General features: G+C 67.1%; 18 protein-coding genes and 2 pseudogenes. 8 read left to right on the top strand and 12 right to left on the bottom strand.

Going from position 1 to position 18,711, the window contains the following annotated elements:
* Positions 1 to 380: pseudogene (locus BM198_RS28630) on the top strand (arginine decarboxylase); the annotation flags it as partial.
* Positions 381 to 639: 259 nt separating this feature from the next.
* Here the strand turns inward: BM198_RS28630 and BM198_RS28635 are convergent.
* The 5 genes from BM198_RS28635 to BM198_RS28655 all read right to left on the bottom strand — a co-directional run bounded on the left by BM198_RS28635 (position 640) and on the right by BM198_RS28655 (position 5,690).
* Positions 640 to 1,590: an adenosine deaminase gene (locus tag BM198_RS28635; protein WP_044412980.1), complete on the bottom strand. Its 951-nt coding sequence runs from the start codon at positions 1,588 to 1,590 to the stop codon at positions 640 to 642.
* Between the two features lie 143 nt (positions 1,591 to 1,733).
* Positions 1,734 to 2,696 carry a 2-oxoglutarate and iron-dependent oxygenase domain-containing protein gene (locus BM198_RS28640; RefSeq protein ID WP_044412977.1) on the bottom strand — a complete coding sequence of 321 codons (963 nt, stop codon included), beginning with the start codon at positions 2,694 to 2,696 and terminating at the stop codon, positions 1,734 to 1,736.
* Between the two features lie 62 nt (positions 2,697 to 2,758).
* Positions 2,759 to 3,838 (bottom strand): BMP family ABC transporter substrate-binding protein, encoded by a 1,080-nt coding sequence (locus BM198_RS28645; RefSeq protein ID WP_074974201.1) that lies wholly within the window; start codon positions 3,836 to 3,838, stop codon positions 2,759 to 2,761.
* Between the two features lie 187 nt (positions 3,839 to 4,025).
* A complete protein-coding gene (locus BM198_RS28650; protein WP_074974203.1) occupies positions 4,026 to 4,709 on the bottom strand; it encodes an SDR family oxidoreductase in 684 nt (227 codons plus the stop codon).
* Positions 4,710 to 4,769: 60 nt separating this feature from the next.
* On the bottom strand, positions 4,770 to 5,690 hold the full coding sequence (locus BM198_RS28655) for a LysR family transcriptional regulator (RefSeq protein ID WP_044412968.1): 921 nt from the start codon (positions 5,688 to 5,690) through the stop codon (positions 4,770 to 4,772).
* A gap of 123 nt (positions 5,691 to 5,813) precedes the next feature.
* On the opposite strand from BM198_RS28655, the gene BM198_RS28660 reads away from it, so the two are divergent.
* From BM198_RS28660 to gabP, 4 genes are all read left to right on the top strand, one after another.
* Entirely contained in the window at positions 5,814 to 7,160 is a 1,347-nt protein-coding gene (locus BM198_RS28660; RefSeq protein ID WP_044412965.1) for an omega-aminotransferase AptA, read from the top strand.
* Entirely contained in the window at positions 7,160 to 7,447 is a 288-nt protein-coding gene (locus BM198_RS28665) for a cupin domain-containing protein (RefSeq protein WP_044412962.1), read from the top strand. Before BM198_RS28660 ends, BM198_RS28665 begins: the two co-directional genes overlap by 1 nt.
* 61 nt (positions 7,448 to 7,508) lie before the next feature.
* The gene (locus tag BM198_RS28670; protein ID WP_044412960.1) at positions 7,509 to 9,005 is read left to right on the top strand and encodes a CoA-acylating methylmalonate-semialdehyde dehydrogenase; all 1,497 of its coding nucleotides are present in this window, start codon (positions 7,509 to 7,511) and stop codon (positions 9,003 to 9,005) included.
* A gap of 181 nt (positions 9,006 to 9,186) precedes the next feature.
* Positions 9,187 to 10,608 carry a GABA permease gene (gabP, locus tag BM198_RS28675; protein WP_044412957.1) on the top strand — a complete coding sequence of 474 codons (1,422 nt, stop codon included), beginning with the start codon at positions 9,187 to 9,189 and terminating at the stop codon, positions 10,606 to 10,608.
* A gap of 63 nt (positions 10,609 to 10,671) precedes the next feature.
* Here gabP and BM198_RS28680 read toward each other — a convergent pair whose 3' ends face one another.
* From BM198_RS28680 to BM198_RS28700, 5 genes are all read right to left on the bottom strand, one after another.
* The gene (locus tag BM198_RS28680; RefSeq protein WP_074974205.1) at positions 10,672 to 11,205 is read right to left on the bottom strand and encodes an REP-associated tyrosine transposase; all 534 of its coding nucleotides are present in this window, start codon (positions 11,203 to 11,205) and stop codon (positions 10,672 to 10,674) included.
* A 266-nt stretch (positions 11,206 to 11,471) separates the two neighbouring features.
* Complete coding sequence (locus BM198_RS28685) at positions 11,472 to 11,921, bottom strand: BRO-N domain-containing protein (protein ID WP_074974207.1); 450 nt, start codon at positions 11,919 to 11,921, stop codon at positions 11,472 to 11,474.
* Positions 11,922 to 12,413: 492 nt separating this feature from the next.
* Entirely contained in the window at positions 12,414 to 12,671 is a 258-nt protein-coding gene (locus tag BM198_RS28690; RefSeq protein WP_074974209.1) for a Pathogenicity locus, read from the bottom strand.
* 9 nt (positions 12,672 to 12,680) lie between these two features.
* Positions 12,681 to 13,136 carry an RDD family protein gene (locus BM198_RS28695; RefSeq protein WP_074974216.1) on the bottom strand — a complete coding sequence of 152 codons (456 nt, stop codon included), beginning with the start codon at positions 13,134 to 13,136 and terminating at the stop codon, positions 12,681 to 12,683.
* A 187-nt stretch (positions 13,137 to 13,323) separates the two neighbouring features.
* The gene (locus tag BM198_RS28700) at positions 13,324 to 14,109 is read right to left on the bottom strand and encodes a hypothetical protein (RefSeq protein WP_074974211.1); all 786 of its coding nucleotides are present in this window, start codon (positions 14,107 to 14,109) and stop codon (positions 13,324 to 13,326) included.
* Between the two features lie 162 nt (positions 14,110 to 14,271).
* Here BM198_RS28700 and BM198_RS28705 point away from each other — a divergent pair, with 162 nt between their 5' ends.
* Both BM198_RS28705 and BM198_RS28710 read left to right on the top strand, forming a co-directional pair.
* Positions 14,272 to 14,988, top strand: coding sequence for a helix-turn-helix transcriptional regulator (locus BM198_RS28705; protein ID WP_069563186.1), 717 nt, complete (start codon positions 14,272 to 14,274; stop codon positions 14,986 to 14,988).
* Positions 14,989 to 15,022: 34 nt separating this feature from the next.
* A complete protein-coding gene (locus BM198_RS28710) occupies positions 15,023 to 15,322 on the top strand; it encodes an antibiotic biosynthesis monooxygenase family protein (protein WP_074974212.1) in 300 nt (99 codons plus the stop codon).
* Here BM198_RS28710 and BM198_RS28715 read toward each other — a convergent pair.
* Positions 15,309 to 16,154 carry an arylamine N-acetyltransferase family protein gene (locus BM198_RS28715; protein ID WP_074974214.1) on the bottom strand — a complete coding sequence of 282 codons (846 nt, stop codon included), beginning with the start codon at positions 16,152 to 16,154 and terminating at the stop codon, positions 15,309 to 15,311. The genes BM198_RS28710 and BM198_RS28715 overlap by 14 nt on opposite strands.
* Before the next feature lie 391 nt (positions 16,155 to 16,545).
* On the opposite strand from BM198_RS28715, the gene BM198_RS28720 reads away from it, so the two are divergent.
* A complete protein-coding gene (locus BM198_RS28720; RefSeq protein ID WP_044412932.1) occupies positions 16,546 to 18,003 on the top strand; it encodes a high affinity choline transporter 1 in 1,458 nt (485 codons plus the stop codon).
* A 246-nt stretch (positions 18,004 to 18,249) separates the two neighbouring features.
* On the opposite strand, the pseudogene BM198_RS28725 reads toward BM198_RS28720, so the two are convergent.
* Positions 18,250 to 18,711, bottom strand: a pseudogene (locus tag BM198_RS28725) (outer membrane protein OmpK); the annotation flags it as partial.

An 18,711-nucleotide genomic window follows, 5' to 3' on the forward strand; every position in this document is an offset into this window, starting at 1 on the left:
GCAAGATCAAGCAGTACGTCGACGAGCAGAGCATCGAGACCAGCATGCCGGTGCACGACGTGCGCGAAGGCGAGGACTACCTCCTGGGCGTGTTCCTGGTGGGCGCCTACCAGGAGATCCTCGGCGACATGCACAACCTGTTCGGCGACACCGACTCGGTGAACGTCTACCAGCGCGAAGACGGCAGCGTGTACCACGCCGGCATCGAGACCCACGACACCATCGAGGACATGCTGCGCTACGTGCACCTGTCCCCCGAGGAACTGATGGCCCTCTACCGCGACAAGGTGGCCAGCGCCAAGCTCAGCCCCCGCGAGCGCACCCACTACGTGGACGCCCTGCGCTTGGGCCTGACCCGCTCCTCCTACCTGTCGTCCTGATCGCCCCGCGACCCGAAAAGCCCCGGCCATGCCGGGGCTTTTTCATTCCGCCGCCAGCCAGGACGAAGCCAGCCATGTAGCCCGGGCTTTAGCCTGGGAGCGGTGCTATCCCCAGGCCCCATGCGCCAGGAATCGGTGGATGAAAAGGGCGTCATCCCCCCTACGCGAGCCTGTGTCACCGCCGCCCCGTAGGGTGGGCTTCAGCCCACCGCTCTGCCATGTCCACCCGCAAGAAGGGCCGCATCGCGGCCCTTTTCGTTCACTTCACCAGCCGTGCATCCAGGCTGTTCTGCGCCAGGCGCTGGGCCTGGTCCTGGGTCATGCCCAGGTGTTCGTGCAGGGCGAAGAAGTTCTCGGTGACGTAGCCGCCGAAGTAGGCCGGGTCGTCGGAGTTCACCGTGACCTTCACGCCGCGTTCGAGCATGTCGAGGATGTTGTGCTGGCTCATGTGGTCGAACACGCACAGCTTGGTGTTGGACAGCGGGCAGACGGTCAGCGGGATCTGCTCGTCGATGATGCGCTGCATCAGGCGCTCGTCCTCGATGGCGCGCACGCCGTGGTCGATGCGCTGGATCTTCAGCAGGTCCAGGGCTTCCCAGATGTATTCCGGCGGGCCTTCCTCGCCGGCGTGGGCGACGGTGAGGAAGCCTTCGGCGCGGGCGCGGTCGAACACGCGCTGGAACTTGCTCGGCGGGTGGCCTTGCTCGGAGCTGTCCAGGCCCACGGCGACGAAGGCGTCACGGAAGGGCAGGGCCTGGTCGAGGGTCTTCTGCGCTTCGTCCTCGGAGAGGTGGCGCAGGAAGCTGAGGATCAGCCCGGAGCTGATGCCGAGCTGCTTGCGGCCGTCGTCCAGGGCGTGGCGGATGCCGTTCAGCACCACTTCGAAGGGGATGCCGCGATCGGTGTGGGTCTGCGGGTCGAAGAAGGGCTCGGTGTGGATCACGTTCTGCGCCTTGCAGCGCTGCAGGTAGGCCCAGGTCAGATCGTAGAAGTCCTGCTCGGTGCGCAGCACGTCGGCGCCCTGGTAGTACAGGTCGAGGAACTCCTGCAGGTTGTTGAAGGCGTAGGCGCTGCGCAGGCTCTCCACGTCGCCCCAGGGCAGGGCGACCTTGTTGCGTTCGGCCAGGGCGAACAGCAGCTCGGGCTCCAGGGAACCCTCCAGGTGCAGGTGCAGTTCGGCCTTGGGCAGGGCGTTGAGCCAGTCGTACATGGTGTTTTCTCGTGATCAGGCGGGGGTGTGGCGGGCAAGTTTAACTTCCCGGACAGGTTTTCGCCGTACCCGCGCCCGAACACCCGGGCCGCGCGGCACGGCCCCTGACGAATGGCCCTGTTCCGCCGAGGGCCGGCCACTGGTCAGGCCGTTTCCTCCCGTCGGTAGGCGTAGGTGTCGGCAAAGCGCGAGAGCAGGTACTCGGCGCTGGTCACCGGTGGGTACTTCGGCGGGTTGTCGGCGCTGGAGCAGTTGGGCAGGCAGCTGATCTCGGTGTCCGGGTGCGGTTCGGCGAAGAAGGGCATGGAGTAGCGGTGCACCCCCAGCGGGCTGATGACCCGGTGCGGGGTGGAGGTGTAACGGTCGTTGCTCCAGCGCGCCATCATGTCGCCGATGTTGACCACGAAGCTGCCGGGGATCGGTGGCGCGTCGATCCACTCCCCGTGGACGTTGCGCACCTGCAGGCCGCCGGCGTCGTCCTGGTAGAGGAGGGTGACGCAGCCGTAGTCGGTGTGGGCGCCGGCGCCCGGCTGGTCGGCGCTGCGGGCGGTGTGGCGCGGCGGGTAGTGGATCATGCGGAACACGCTGATGGGCTCGGCGAAGCGCGCATCGAAGAAGTCGCGCTCGATGCCCAGGGCCAGGGCGATGGCCCGCAGCAGGGTCTGCGCCAGGGCCTGCATGTCGGCGTAGTGCTGCTCCATGAGCGGCGCCCAGCCGGGCAGGTCGGGGTGGCGGTTGGGCCCGCGCAGGGGCTTGCCGGCCAGCACCTCGGGGTGGTCGGCGGCCATGTGGAAGCCCATGTCGAAGGTTTCCTTCAGGTCGCTGGGCTGGGTCGGGTCGAGCTGTTCGGTGGCGATGGCGCCGTAGCCGCGGTGGTGGGCGGTGCGGGTGATGTCGATCTTCAGCTTCTCGGCCTCGGGCAGGGCGAAGAAGGCCTTGGCCGCTGCCAGCAGCGCGTCGATGCGCTCGGGCGGGATGCCGTGTCCGGTGATGTAGAAGAAGCCCCAGTCGCGGCAGGCGGCGTCGATCTGGGTGGCGACATCGCGCCAGGCTGCATTGTCTGTGCCGTAGAGCGGGGCGATGTCGATGAGGGGAAGCGTGTTCATCGGGGTGTCCTTCGGGTATGCGGGTCAGCACCCTCTCCTCGCGCACGGGGAGAGGGCGGGGCTTACTTCGGCAGTTCCGCCTTGATGCCTTCGACGTAGTAGTTCATGCCCGCCAGGTCGGCGTTGGTGGCGACCACGCCGTCGGCCAGCTTGAGGGCGCCGCTCTGGTCCTTGATCGGGCCGGTGAAGGGGTGGAACTCGCCGCTCTTGATGCGGGCGATGATTTTCTCCGCCTCGGCCTTCACGTCGGCCGGCACCAGGTCGCTGATGGGCAGCTGGATGGTGTCCTCGGCCAGGCCGCCCCAGTAGTCCTGGGACTTCCAGGTGCCGGCCATCACGCCTTCGGCGGCCTGGATGTAGTGCGGCCCCCAGTTGTTGACGATGGAGGTGAGCACGGCCTTGGGCCCGAAGTGCGCCATGTCCGAGGCGTAGCCCACGGAGTACACGCCACGGCGCTCGGCGGCCTGGATCGGCGCCGGGCTGTCGGTGTGCTGGAAGACCACGTCCACGCCCTGGTCGATCAGCGCGTTGGCGGCGTCGGCTTCCTTGCCCGGATCGAACCAGGAGTTGACCCAGACCACCTTGATCTCGGCCTGCGGGTCGTACTTGTTCAGCGCCAGCTGGATGGCGTTGATGTCGCGGATCACCTCGGGGATGGGGAAGGAGGCGATGTAGCCGATCTTGTGGCTCTTGGTCATCTTCGCGGCGAGGAAGCCGCCGACGTAGCGGCCTTCATAGGAGCGCGACAGGTAGGTGCCGAGGTTCTTGTCCTGCTTGTAGCCGGTGGCGTGCTCGAAGGTGACCTTGGGGAACTGCTTGGCCACCTTGGCAGTGGGGTTCATGTAGCCGAAGGAGGTGGTGAAGATCAGGTCGTAGCCGCCCTTGGCCATGTTGCGGATGACCCGCTCGGCGTCGGCGCCCTCGGCGACGTTTTCCACGTAGGTGGTCTCCACCTTGTCGCCCAGCTTGGCCACCAGGGCCTTGCGGCCTTCCTCGTGCTGGTAGGTCCAGCCGTGGTCGCCGATGGGGCCGACGTAGACGAAGCCGACCTTCAGCGGGTCGGCGGCGGAGGCGCCGAGGGTGGCGCTGAAGCCGATGGCGGCGACGAGGGTGCGCAGCAGGTTCTTCTTGGAATGGAACATGGGGGATGGGGCTCCTGGTCTGTTGTTCTGTGCTGTGCCCTGTGGGCTGACCAGGCGATTGCAAAAAATTGACCAACTGGACAGGCAGCGCGCAAAGCCCCGTGCCAGGCCGGTTGGTGCAGGCGGGCGGCGGCGCCCGCGAGCGCGGATGGTGCACGGCGGTGTCGCCGCGCCGCCTGCTGGTGCGTCACCAGGGCAGGGCCTGGCCCTTGTAGTCGAGGTAATGCTGGCCGCCGCGACCGGCGTGGGCTTCGATCTGGCGCAGGAGGCCGGCGGTGCTGGTTTCCACGTCGATGTCGGCGGAGTCGCCGCCCATGTCGGTCTTCACCCAGCCCGGGTGCAGGTTGAGCACGGTGGGGCGCGGGCCCTGCCATTCCGCCAGCAGGCTGCGGGTGAGGGAGTTGAGCGCGGCCTTGCTGGCGCGGTAGAGCGCCAGGCCGCCGCTGTCGTTGCCGGCCACGCTGCCGAGGGTGGAGCTCATGAAGGCCAGGGTGCCGCCGTCGCGCAGCTGGCCCTTGAGGCGTTCGGCCAGGCGCACCGGGGCGACGGCGTTGGTCATGAACAGCTGGGTGACCTCGGCTTCGCTGGCCTGGCTGGCCGACTGATGGGCGGGGCCGTAGATGCCGGCGTTGACCAGGATGAGGTCGAAGCGGCGACCTTCCAGCTGGCGGGCCAGGGCGTCCTGGCTGTCGGCCTGGGTCAGTTCAAGGGTGGCCAGCTCGACGCCGGGCAGGGCGGCCAGTTCACTGGCGTGGGCCGGGTCGCGCACGGTGGCGGTGACCTGCCAGCCGGCGCCGAGCAGCTGGCGCACCAGGCCCAGGCCGATGCCGCGGGATGCCCCGATGACCAGGGCGGAGTGTGGGGTGCTCATGGGCGGTCCTCCTTGGGATGAGGGGGCCAGCCTACTCGCTTCCGCCGTCGCCCGCGCGCTTCAGCTGGTGCCGGCCAGGGCGTCGAGGAAGCTCTCCAGCACCAGGTGCGGGCGCCGGCCCTTGCGGGTCACGGTGGCCAGGCTGAGGTCGTAGAAGCGGCTCGCCGGCTTGAGCGCGCGCAGGCGGCCCTGCTGCACCCAGAAGGTGGCGTAGTGGTCCGGCAGGTAGCCGATGTAGCGCCCGGTGAGGATGAGGAAGGCCATGCCTTCGCGGTCCGACGCGCTGGCGGTGCAGTTCAGCGCCTGGTACAGGGCCTGGATCTCGGCTGGCAGGCGGAAGGTGGGGGCGATGGCTTCCTGGTCGTTCAGGCGGGCATCGTCCAGCTGGGTGTCGTCGACGTAGAACAGCGGGTGCCCGACCGCGCAGTAGAGCAGCGAGCGTTCCTCGTACAGTGGCTGGTATTCCAGGCCGGACAGTGCCGCCGTCTGCGGCACCACGCCGACGTGCACGCGGCCGTCCAGCACCCCTTGCTCCACCTCGCTGGGGGGCGTCATGCGGATGTTGATCACCACGTCCGGCCCGCGCTCCTTGAGCCGCGCCAGGGCGTGGGTGATGCGCATGTGCGGCAGGGTGACGAGGTTGTCGGTGAGGCCGATGTTCAGCTCGCCGCGCAGGTGCTGGTGCAGGCCGTTGACCTCGGTGCGGAAGGTCTCCAGAGAGGCCAGCAGCTGCTGAGTGGACTGGTAGACCTCGCGGCCCTCCTCGGTCAGCGCGAAGCCGGCCCGGCCGCGCTGGCACAGGCGCAGGCCGAGGCGCTGCTCCAGGTCGCTCATCTGCTGGCTGATGGCCGAGCGGCCGATGCCCAGCACCGTTTCCGCAGCGGAGAAACCGCCGCACTCGACCACGCTGCGGAAGATCCGCAGCAGGCGGATATCGAAGTCACTGACCTGGCCGAGAGGCTCTGGGCGGCGGGTGCTCATTGTTTAGTGAACCCTGAAGTGAAGTTTTCAAAAGTTGGATTTTCCTGACTTTATGCCCGTGGCAATGTCGACTGCAAGAACCCCTCGGTTCCACCCATGACCTGAATTGCGAGGCAGACAGGAATGAACATGCCGCAGACCACCACCCCGTCCCTGGCCAGCCAGCTGAAGCTGGATGCCCACTGGATGCCCTTCTCCGCCAACCGCAACTTCCAGCGCGATCCCCGTCTGATCGTGGCCGCCGAAGGCAGCTGGCTGATCGATGACCAGGGCCGTCGCGTGTACGACAGCCTGTCGGGCCTGTGGACCTGCGGCGCCGGTCACTCCCGCAAGGAAATCCAGGAAGCCGTGGCCAAGCAGCTCGGCACCCTCGACTACTCCCCCGGCTTCCAGTTCGGCCACCCGCTGTCCTTCAAGCTGGCCGAGAAGATCGCCAGCCTGACCCCCGGTGAGCTGAACCACGTGTTCTTCACCGGTTCCGGCTCCGAGTGCGCCGACACCGCCATCAAGATGGCCCGCGCCTACTGGCGCCTGAAAGGCCAGCCGCAGAAGACCAAGCTGATCGGCCGTGCCCGTGGCTACCACGGCGTGAACGTCGCCGGCACCGCCCTGGGCGGCATCGGCGGCAACCGCAAGATGTTCGGCCAGCTGATGGACGTCGACCACCTGCCCCACACCCTGCAGCCGGGCATGGCCTTCACCAAGGGCATGGCCGCCACCGGTGGCGTGGAGCTGGCCAACGAACTGCTCAAGCTGATCGAACTGCACGACGCCTCCAACATCGCCGCCGTGATCGTCGAGCCGATGTCCGGTTCCGCCGGGGCCATCGTCCCGCCGGTGGGCTACCTGCCGCGCCTGCGCGAGATCTGCGACCAGCACAACATCCTGCTGATCTTCGACGAAGTGATCACCGGCTTCGGCCGCATGGGCAAGTGGACCGGCGCCGAGTACTTCGGTGTGACCCCGGACCTGATGAACGTCGCCAAGCAGATCACCAACGGTGCCATCCCGCTGGGCGCGGTGATCGCCAGCCGCGAGATCTACGAGACCTTCATGAACCAGGCCACCCCGGAATACGCGGTGGAGTTCACCCACGGCTACACCTACTCCGGTCACCCGGTCGCCTGCGCCGCCGGCCTGGCCGCCCTGGAGGTGCTGGAGAAGGAGAACCTCATCCAGCAGTCCGCCGAGCTGGCTCCGCACTTCGAGAAGGCCCTGCACGGCCTGAAGGGTGCCAAGCATGTGGTCGACATCCGCAACTGCGGCCTGGCCGGTGCCCTGCAGATCGCCCCGCGTGACGGCGACGCCATCGTCCGTCCGTTCGAGGCCGGCATGGCCCTGTGGAAGGCTGGCTTCTACGTCCGCTTCGGCGGCGACACCCTGCAGTTCGGACCCACCTTCAACGCCAAGCCGGAAGACCTCGACCGCGTGTTCGACGCCGTCGGCCAGGCCCTGCAAGGCGTCGCCTGATGAGCGGGCGCCCGCAGGCCGTGCCCACCGTGCAGGTGGACAACGCCGAGGTGATCGTCACCGAGTGGCGCTTCGCCCCGGGCGCCGAGACCGGTCGCCATCGGCATGGCTACGATTACGTGGTCGTGCCCATGACCGACGGCACCCTGCTGCTGGAAACCCCGGAGGGCGAGAAGCTCGCCCCCCTGGTGGCCGGGCAGGCCTACTTCCGCAAGGCCGGCGTCGAGCACAACGTGATCAACGCCAGCGACCACGACGTGGTCTTCGTGGAAACCGAACTCAAGTAATGCACGGTCCGCAGCGCCCGCTGCGGACCCACCGGACAAGAACCTGCAAGAGACCCCACCCATGAGCCTCATCCCGCACCTGATCAACGGCGAACGCGTCGCCGACCAAGGCCGCACCGCCGACGTGTTCAACCCGTCCACCGGCGAAGCCATCCACAAGGTCGGCCTGGCCAGCCGCGAAACCCTGCAGAAGGCCATCGACGCCGCCAAGGCCGCCTTCCCCGCCTGGCGCAACACCCCGCCGGCCAAGCGCGCCCAGGTGCTGTTCCGCTTCAAGCAACTGCTGGAGCAGAACGAGGCCGAGATTTCCCGCCTGATCAGCCAGGAGCACGGCAAGACCCTCGAAGACGCCGCCGGTGAACTCAAGCGCGGCATCGAGAACGTCGAATACGCCTGCGCCGCCCCCGAGATCCTCAAGGGCGAGTACAGCCGCAACGTCGGCCCGAACATCGACGCCTGGAGCGACTTCCAGCCGGTGGGCGTGGTCGCCGGCATCACCCCGTTCAACTTCCCGGCCATGGTGCCGCTGTGGATGTACCCGCTGGCCATCGCCTGCGGCAACACCTTCATCCTCAAGCCCTCCGAGCGCGACCCCAGCTCCACCCTGTTCATCGCCGAACTGTTCGAGCAGGCCGGCCTGCCCAAGGGCGTGCTGAACGTGGTGAACGGCGACAAGGAAGCCGTGGACGGCCTGATCGAAGCGCCGGAAGTGAAGGCCATCAGCTTCGTCGGCTCCACCCCCATCGCCGAATACATCTACAGCGAAGGCACCAAGCGCGGTAAGCGCGTCCAGGCCCTGGGCGGCGCCAAGAACCACGCCGTGCTGATGCCCGATGCCGACCTCGACAACGCCGTCAGCGCACTGATGGGCGCCGCCTACGGCTCCTGCGGCGAGCGCTGCATGGCCATCTCCGTGGCCGTGTGCGTGGGCGACCAGATCGCCGATGCGCTGGTGGAGAAGATCGTTCCGCAGATCAAGGGCCTGAAGATCGGCGCCGGCACCACCTGTGGCCTGGACATGGGCCCGCTGGTCACCGCCGCCGCCCGCGACAAGGTGGTCGGCTACATCGACGACGGCGTCGCTGCCGGTGCCAAGCTGGTGGTGGACGGCCGTGGCTACCGCGTCGCCGGTCATGAAGACGGCTACTTCGTCGGCGGCACCCTGTTCGACAACGTCACCGCCGACATGCGCATCTACCAGGAAGAGATCTTCGGCCCGGTGCTCTGCATCGTCCGCGTCGGCAGCCTGGAAGAAGCCATGCAGCTGATCAACGACCACGAGTACGGCAACGGCACCTGCATCTTCACCCGCGACGGTGAAGCCGCTCGCCTGTTCTGCGACGAGATCGAAGTGGGCATGGTCGGCGTCAACGTGCCGCTGCCGGTCCCGGTCAGCTACCACAGCTTCGGCGGCTGGAAGCGTTCGCTGTTCGGCGACCTGCACGCCTACGGCCCGGACGGCGTGCGCTTCTACACCCGCCGCAAGGCCATCACCCAGCGCTGGCCGCAGCGCGCCAGCCACGAGGCCGCGCAATTCGCGTTCCCCAGCAACGGCTGATCCGTACAGGCAAGGGGCATGACCGGTGACGGTCATGCCCCTTTTTCTTTTACCCACGTCCAGAGGTCCCGCTCCGCTCGTCCCCGCTGTTGAACCGCACCACGTGCGCTCGACTCGAACCGACTGTCATCGCCCTTCCAGATGGCAGCGCCACCAAGAACAATCAGAGAAGGAATCGCCCATGCCCTCTTCACCGCTCCTCGCCTCGCAACTGCCCCGCGACACCTCCGCGGCCCTCGCGCCCGGTCTCAAGCAACGCCACGTCACCATGCTCTCCATCGCCGGGGTGATCGGCGCCGGCCTGTTCGTCGGCTCCGGCCACGCCATCGCCGCCGCCGGCCCCGCCGTGCTCCTGGCCTACCTGTTCGCCGGCACCCTGGTGGTGCTGGTGATGCGCATGCTCGGGGAGATGGCCGTCGCCTCGCCCGACACCGGCTCCTTCTCCACCTACGCCGACCGCGCCATCGGGCGCTGGGCCGGCTTCACCATCGGCTGGCTCTACTGGTGGTTCTGGGTGCTGGTCATCCCGCTGGAAGCCATCGCCGCGGCGGCCATCCTCAACGCCTGGTTCCCCGCCATCGACACCTGGATGTTCGCCTTGCTGGTGACCCTGGCGCTGACCGTCACCAACCTGTTCAGCGTGGCGCGCTACGGCGAGTTCGAGTTCTGGTTCGCCCTGCTCAAGGTGCTGGCGATCATCGCCTTCATCGTGCTGGGCGCCGTGGCCCTCGCCGGTGGCCTGCCGGAACGCGAGGTGAGCGGCCTGGGACAGCTGATGGCGACCCATGGCGGCTTCCTGCCCAACGGCTATGGCGCCGTGGTCGGGGCCCTGCTCACCACCATGTTCAGCTTCATGGGCACCGAGATCGTCACCATCGCCGCAGCCGAGTCGCAGAACCCGGCCCGGCAGATCACCCGCGCCACTCGCTCGGTGATCTGGCGCATCGGCCTGTTCTACCTGGTGTCGATCTTCCTCGTCGTCTCCATCGTGCCGTGGAACGACCCGCAGCTCGCCGAAGTGGGCTCCTACCAGCGCGCCCTGGAACTGCTGGCCATCCCCCACGCCAAGCTGATCGTCGACCTCGTCGTGCTGGTGGCCGTCGCCAGCTGCCTCAACTCGGCGATCTACACCGCCTCGCGCATGGTCTTCTCCCTGGCGCGCCGGGGCGACGCGCCCGAGCGCCTGCAGCGCACCAACGCCAGCCAGGTGCCCCGTGCCGCCGTCCTGGCCAGCACCGCCGTGGGTTTCCTCACCACGGTGCTGAACTACTTCGCGCCGGAGAAGGTGTTCGCCTTCCTCCTCGCCTCCTCGGGGGCGGTGGCGCTGTTGGTCTACCTGGTCATCGCCGTGTCCCAGCTGCGCATGCGCCGCCAGTTGCAGCAGGCCGGGGACTCCCCGGAGTTCCGCATGTGGCTGTACCCCTGGCTGACCTGGGCGGTGATCCTGTTCATCAGCGCCGCCCTCATCACCATGCTGGCCATGCCCGCCCACCGGCAGGAGGTGCTGGCCACGGCCCTGCTCAGCGTCCTCATCGTCTGCCTCGGGCTGCTCAATGCCCGGCGCAAGCGACGCATCGAGGCCGGCATCCCCGCCAGCGCCTGACGGGCCCCGTGTGCAACGCAAAAGCCCCGGCATGGCCGGGGCTTTTGCATTCAAAGGGGCATTTCAGCGCTCCCCGGATCGGGTCTCCGCCATGTCCTCGCCGCCCGCCCAGTCCCGGGGCAGCGTGCCGCTCTCCACATAGCGATGGAAGGACGACCACGGCCAGTCCACCACCCGCGCTACGTGGCCATGCTTACGCGGGTTGTGGTGGATGTAGTCCACGTGCCGGGCGAAGTCGGCATCGTCGCGGATGCGGTGCTCCCAGAAACGGCGTTGCCAGATGCCGCGCTCCCGGCGTTCTTGACGGCTGGCCGAGAGAGGCTCCTCCGGCATCAGGGCGCGGGAGAAGTGCGCCTTGATCAAGCCCCAGCGAAGCCTGCAGCCGGCATCACCCGGCGGCAGGGTACAGAGCGCATGCAGGTGGTCGGGCAGCACGACGATGGCGTCGATCCGCCAGGGGTGGCGGCGCATCACCGCGCGGAAGCTCTCGCGCAGCAGGTCGATCTGCTCCACCAGCAGGCGGCTGCGGCGGTCGGCGAGGTTGACGGTGAAGAACCAGTTCGAGCCCGGCGTGAGGTCGCGTCGGTAGGCAGTCATGGGCAGGCATCCGTGCCAGGAGGGAACGCAGACCCTAGGGACCGTCCCCCCTGTCGACAAGGCCAGGCCAGTGAAGTCGGACCTTTCCACCGCAAAAGACGCAACGCCCGTAGGACGGGCTGAGCTATGCGAAGCCCATCGCTGGCGTGGCGCGGAGGTGGGGTTTGATGCGGTTCGCGTAGCTCACCGCATCCTACGGGTGCAGCCCATGACTGGCGGACTGGGTGTTGTGCATGGGCTCATCGATACGTGAATCGTGCAGGGGGTCAGGTGCCTATGTAGCGGGGCACTTTTTCCCAAGGCATCCACAATTCGCCCTGCCACTCCAGCAACGACAGCCTCTGGTTCTGCCAGCCGATCACGACACGGCGAGGCGTGTAGGTGCTGGTTGCCACTTGGTCACGCAACGTGGGGATGACTTCGCGGGTCAGCCATTCATCAAGGTAAAGACATTCCGGATGACCGAAGCGAATGAGGGTCTTGTAGAGGCCGGCTTCGTTGAGGAGATGAACGTCCTCTTCGTTGCCAGTGGCATAGACGAAACGAGTGGTCCGTGTCTCGAAGGGGCGCAGGCGCCGATGTAAAGCTTGAGGATGATGCAGCCCTAGCAGGCGAGCGAAATCGTAGGTGGAGAACCAGGGTTGGTTGTCGATCATCACCCCGCGTAGGGGGCGCTTGTGGCGGATGAAGGTGAAGGGAACATGTACGTCAGGCATCGTCTCTACCCGTAACCAGCAAGTGAATGCAGTGCCGTTGTCTGTTAACGGCAGTTCGTCGCGTGCGTATCAAACGCATGCGCGCATGGTTCAGGTCGTCAAGCCCGGTCGCGGGATTGACCGCGACCGGGCGAAGTTAGGGAGCGTGGCGGCGGCGAACAAGGTTGCGCGGACGGTTTCGGACGTTTCTTCCTCGGCGCGAGGCGTTTTACGTTGGCACGTGCGCTTGGCATGGTCAGTTCAGCCTTGGAGTGCCCACAGAATCTGTGGGTGGGGCTGTGGATAACGTTGGGAGAAGCGCTGGCAATGCCCGCCAAGCTTGGCCTGCTGGGCGTTGTTCGCTTTTTTGCCAGCCAATCGTCGATGACAGTGGGGTGGCGGTGCGGCCCGTAGGATGGGCTGAGCTGTGCGAAGCCCATCGCTGGCATGGCGCGGAGTTGGGGCTTGATGCGGTTCGCGTAGCTCACCGCATCCTACGGGGCGACGCTTTCGTCAATCCGTTGGGGATTGGCTGCGGGCGAAGTCGATGATGGCCTGGATGGCGGCGCGGGCCTGGGGGCTGTTGTGCCAGCAGGTGGAGCCCATCATCCGGGCGATCTGCAGGGTCAGGTCGGCGGCTTCGCAGCGGGCCAGTTGCGCCAAGTCGCGGAAGCCGATCTGTTCCAGGCGGCTGACCACGGTGGGGCCGACGCCCTTGAGGGCCACCAGCTGGGCGCGGGTCTCGGGGGTGAAGCCTTGGGGTTCGCTCATGGTCGGGTCTCAGCTTTCCGGTTGCGGTGAAGGCGCGTCTTCCATCTCGGCGATGCGTTGGCGAATCCTCGCGAGGTCGCTGACCGGGATGACGAAGGTGAAGGCCCACATATCGCCCATCCGCTGCGCCTGGCGGGACCAGATGAAGACGACAGCAGCTGGTAGGCCGCCCAGCAGGAAGGGGTTGGTTTCTACCAGACGGAAAGCGCTGCGAATCAGCACCTGGGTGAGGTGAGGCGGTTCGCCATTCGGGGCAATCACTCGAATACGGCAAATCCATTTCCCTGGGGTGAAGCCGCGCAGCAGCCATTCGCACAGCGGGAAGTACAGAGCCGCCGGCAGTATGGCGGCGAGCACCTGCCTGGTCGGCAGATAGAGGAGTGCGACCAGGCCGGCGATCAGGACGATGTCGAGGGTGAAGGCAATGCCGCGCAAGAGCAGCATTCGGGTGCGGGAAACTTCCATGTCGGGTAACCACAGGAGGATTGAAAGGTCGCCAGCATAAACCAGGGCCCTCCTTCCGACGGTGATCCGAGCGTTCGTGCGGTGTACCACTGCCCACAATTTCTGTGGGGCAAGCTGTGGATAACATTGGGGCGGATCGCTGCGGCCCCGGCCGTCCGCGGGGTTCAGGCGGCTGGTGGTTTTTCCGTCAGGCGCTGTATTCGCGGCACCAGGTTTCGCCGTATTCCGCGAGCAGGGCCTGGACCAGGCCGTTGGCCTTTGCGGCGTCGGCGAAGCGGAACAGCACCCAGACCAGGCTGCGCACCTGTTCGTCGCGGGTCTTGTAGTGGGGGATGTCCTGCAGGGCGTCGGTGGCCTGCTTGAACCAGGCGAACAGCAGGCGCTGGTCGGCGTCGTCGGCCCCGAGCAGGAAGATGAACAGCACGCCGATGAAGGCGAGGCTGAAATCCAGGTTGTCGCGGTCGAAGGCCAGCCGGGCGAACGGCACCGCCTGCAGCACGCGGGTGATTTCGCTGTGCAGCCAGGCGTCCTCGCCGAATTCGGCCCTGAGCTTGGTGGCCTTGGCCAGCATGCCGGGCTGGTGGGCGAAACGACCCACCTGGGCGAGCAGGGCCAGGCGGCGGGCGTGGGCCTCCAGGGTCATCTCGCCGCCGAACAGCAGGACCATCTCCCAGCGTTTGAGGCGGCAGCGCGGGTAGCCGTGTTCGGCCAGCACACGGGCCGCGTCCGTCGCTGCGGCGGCGATCAGGTCGAGGTGGCGCTGGCTCTCGACGGGCGGTGTGCCGCCGTTCAACAGCAGGTAGTAGTAGAAGGCCTGCAGGGTGGCGTCATCGAGCTCCTTCGGCGGCTTCTTCACCAGCGGGGTGATGCTTGGGTGGTGGCTGCAGTAGTAGGCGTTGGAGCTGTTGGCGGCGGCGAAGTCGGCTTCGCCGGAGGCGATGAACTGCTGGATGATTTCCGTCTTGCTGGACATGGGCATTCCCCGGTTGGCGGCGCCTCGCAGCATAGAGGGCCAGGCGGGACATTTCTGCGGGGGCGGTGGCGTTCCCGGCAGGTGGTGGCCCGGCGGCGCTGGTTTTTCAACGGATGCTGTGCGCAAATGCCCGCCGGTTTCCCTTTCACGACGACCCCTGTCATGCGCAAGGCCGATCGCCTGTTCCAGGTGGTGAACCTGATCCGTGCCCACCAGCCCATCAGCGCCCGACGCCTGGCGGAGCGCCTGGGCGTGTCGGTGCGGACCATCTACCGCTACGTGGACGATCTGTCCCTGAGCGGCATCCCGATCTACGGCGAGGCCGGCGTGGGCTATGCGCTGGACGAGCACTTCGAGCTGCCGCCCCTGGCGCTCAATGCCGATGAGCTGGACGCGCTGCTGCTGGGCGTCGAGCTGCTGTCGCGCACGGTGGGTGCGGAGATGGCCGGGGCAGCGCGCTCGTTGCTGAGCAAGATCCAGGCGGCGGTGCCGGCCCACGGGCTGGACCCGCAGGCGGCGCCGGTGCGGGCCTTCGTCAGCCCCTTCACCCAGGAGCAGATGCGCCACTGGGATGCGCTGCGCCGGGCGATCCGCGACCGTGCGGCGCTGCGCATCGAGTACCTGAGCCTGGACGAGCGCGCCTCCCAGCGGGTGATCCAGCCGGTGGGGTTGTTCTACTGGGTGGGCAAGTGGACGGTGGCGGCCTGGTGCGACCTGCGCGGGGAATACCGCGACTTCCGCGTGGACCGCATCCAGGCACTGGCGCGTCTGCCCGCTGCCGCGCCCGCAGGCGAGGCGCCGAGCCTGGAGGCCTACATGCGCCAGCGCTGCGCGCCGGAGCCGGCCACTGACAGCACGCTGTCAGCAGGGGGCCTCTAGGCTGCGTCGTCCCACCCAGCGGAAGGCGATCAACATGCAAGAGTCATCGGTTCTGGAACTGGTGCTGTTCACCACCAAGCCCGGTCGCGAGGCGCGGGTGGCGGAGCTGCGCGAACAGGTGCGCGAGGCACTGCGGGATTTCGACGGCTTCATTGGCCTGCGCGGCCTGGCCGCCGTAGAGGGCGCGCCGGTCTACGCCGACCTGGTGGAGTGGACCTCCCACGAGCAGGCCCTGGCTGCCGCGCGGGCCTTCAGCGAGCGGGACCTGCGCTTCCAGCCCTACCTGCGGGAGATCCAGGAAGTGATCTTCATGGGGCACTTCAGCCCGGCGTAGCCGCCAGCAGGGCTGCCAGGCGCTGGCGCAGGGCGGCCAGGTCATCGTCACGCAGGGCCAGGCGGAATTCGTGCTGCAGCACCTCCAGCACCGCGTCCGGGTCGGTGAGGGTGCGTTGGTGTGCCTGGCCATCGGGCGTGCGGCGGGTGAACAGGCCGTTGCGCAGGGTCAGGCGCTGTCCGTGCTCGGTGCGGGCGGCCACCAGCATCTGGCAGAACAGGCTGTCCGGGTGGGTGGAGGTGTACCAGTTGCGCGGGGTGTAATCGATCCAGGGCTGGGGCTGCAGGTCGAAGTGGTAGACCGGCAGCCAGGCCTCGCCGATGCGGGTCTCCAGGTGGAAGTCGCCCTGCGTTTCGCTCGGCGGCAGCAGCCGGAAGGGCAGGTCGCCCAGGCCCTCGCGGCCTTCCAGGGGCAGGGCGCGGGTCGGGTTGGCGGAGCCGAAGCCGACATCGGCGAGGTAGGCGCCGTCGGCCAGGTCGATGCGCAGCATCAGGTGCGAGGTGAGGGTCAGCGGCGCCTCGGCGGGCAGCCCCCAGCGCACCCGTGCCACCAGCGGCGTGACGCGGAAGCCCAGGCTCATCAGCAGCCGGCCGAACAGGCCGTTGAGTTCGAAGCAGTAGCCACCCCGGCCGCGTTCCACCACCTTGGCGAAGACCCGCTCGGCGTCGATGTGGATGGGCCGTGCCAGCAGCACGTCGAGGTTCTCGAAGGCCACCCGCGCCAGGTGCGCGGCGATCAGGGCATCCAGGGCCTCCCGATCCAGGCGTAGCGGTGCGGGGAGGCCGAGGTGGGCGAGGTAGGCGCGGGTCTGGTCGGGGGTGAGCGGGTGCATGCCGGGCTCCATGGGCGTGACCCGAGGATGCTAGCAGAGCGCCGTGAACCTGCCGCTTGTTCTGGTTATGAAACGGGGCTGTGAAATATACGCAACGTCGCCCGCCAGATTGTCTGACAAACTCCTGATTTATCAATTGCTTGTGTCGCGCCTACGACTATCGTTTGTCGCTTTTTGCGATCACCGGGCGCGTATCTGTTTGACATATTTGACGGGTTTGGCAGACTGCTCGCCCGTTGCGGCAGGTGGCCACGACCCCGGCAAGGCCTGCGCCTTCAGGGGGAGCACTCGCCGGTCGTGACGCGCCACGAAAACAAAAATTCTGTCAGTCCCGGCGGCCTAGCGGGCCCAGCCCACGCCGGATGACGGGCGAGCCACTGGTATTCATCCCATGCTGATCTGGTTTGTTGCGGTCTACCTGCTGATCACCGTCGGTGTCGGCTTCTACGCATCCACTCGCGTCAAGAACTCCAAGGATTTCGCCGCCGGCGGCAGGAGCATGTCCTTCCCCCTGGTCGCGGCGATGGTGTTCGCCACCTGGTTCGGCTCCGAGGCCCTGCTGGGCATCCCCGCCACCTTCATCGAGGAAGGCTTCGCCGGCATCATCGAGGACCCGTTCGGTTCCTTCGGCTGCCTGATGCTGGTGGGCCTGATCTTCGCGCGTCCGCTGTACCGCATGAACCTGCTGACCATCGGCGACTTCTTCCGCAAGCGCTACGGCCCGCACGTCGAGATCTTCACCAGCCTGGTGATCATCGGCTCTTACCTGGGCTGGGTGGCGGCGCAGCTGACCGCCCTGGGCGTGGTGTTCAACGTGCTCTCCGACGGCTCCATCAGCACCACCCAGGGCATGCTGATCGGCACCGGTATCGTGCTGCTCTACACCCTGTTCGGCGGCATGTGGTCGGTGGCGCTGACCGACTTCATGCAGATGATCATCATCGTGGTCGGCCTGGTGTACCTGACCTGGCTGATCGGCGGCATGGCCGGCGGTGCCGATGTGGTCATCAGCCACGCCGCAGCCGAGGGCAAGTTCACCTTCATCCACGGCTTCGAGCCACGGGACATCGTGGCCTTCATCGCGGCGGCGGTGACCCTGATGCTGGGTTCCATCCCGCAGCAGGACGTCTACGCTCGCGTCATGTCGGCCAAGACCGAGAACATCGCCGCCCGCGCCTCCATGGCCGGCGCGGTGTTCTACCTGTCGTTCTGCATGCTGCCGATCTTCCTCACCTATGCGGCCTCGCTGATCGATCCGGCGATGGTGCAGAAGTGGCTCGCCGAGGATTCGCAGATGATCCTGCCGCACCTGATCATGGAGCGGACCCCACTGTTCGCCCAGGTGATGTTCTTCGGCGCGCTGCTGTCGGCGATCATGTCCACCGCTTCCGGCACCCTGCTGGCGCCGTCGGTGACCTTCACCGAGAACATCCTGAAGAACTTCGTGCCGGCCATGAGCGACCGCCAGTTCCTGCTGGCCATGCGCGTGAGCGTGGTGCTGATGACCATCGCCACCTCGGTGTTCGCGCTGAACTCCAACGCCAGCATCTACGAGATGGTCGGCAACGCCTACAAGGTCACCCTGGTGGCCGCCGTGGTGCCGCTGTTCGCCGGGCTGTTCTGGAAGCGGGCGACCACCCAGGGCGCGCTGTTCGCCATTGCCTTCGGCCTGCTGAGCTGGGTGTCCCTGGAGCTGACCTACCAGGAAACCGACTTCTGGCCGCCGCAACTGGCCGGCCTGCTGATGAGCCTGCTGGGCATGGTGATCGGCTCGCTGATCCCGCAGTTCAGCCGTGACCGTGGCCAGAGTGTGCAGGGCATCACCGCCTCTGCATCGGCCCGCGCCTGACCCGGGCGCCCTCCCTGGACAGGGGAGGGCGCTCTGCCTGCCCGCCCGCGTTACCCCTTTCTCTTCGTACTGACTGACTCCGCGTGCCAGGCGGCGGCCCTGTGCTGCCCGAGGTGCGGCCGTGCCGAATCCGTGCCCTGGACGGGCCGGCGGGTGTGCGTGGGGAATGTGGTGGGGAGGTGAAGAGCAGAGAGGGCGGGTGCCGGGACCCGAGGCGCGCCGGCAGGACGCCGGCGCGCGGATGGATCAGAAGTGCACCTTGACCAGCAGGCTGGCGGTGTTCTGGTCGGTGCCGCCGAGGATCTTATCACCCAGGAAGCTGTTGTCGTCGATGCCGTACTTGTTGCTCCAGTAGTCGTACTCGACACCCACGTAGAGCTGCTTGGCGCCCAGGTCCAGGGCCTTGCCCAGGTCGTACTTGATCTGCGGGTTGAAGTGCAGGTTGGCGTGCAGGTCGTTGGGGCGGTTGGTGGTGGCGTCCTTGTTGTTCCAGACCCAGTCCATGAAGCCGTCGATGAGGATGTCGGACTTGCCCACCGGCACGGTGTAGGACCACACCGGAGTGACCTGCCACTGGCCGGACGGGTTCTTGGTGATGCCGTCGGGTTTGCGGTAGTAGAAGTTCAGCTGGAAGTAGTCGAAGCCGGGCAGGGCCAGGTCGAAGCCCGGGCCGAGCAGGTAGTTCTGGTTGCGGTTCTCGCCACGCTC

The sequence above is a fragment of the Metapseudomonas otitidis genome (assembly GCF_900111835.1).
Classification (GTDB): domain Bacteria; phylum Pseudomonadota; class Gammaproteobacteria; order Pseudomonadales; family Pseudomonadaceae; genus Metapseudomonas; species Metapseudomonas otitidis.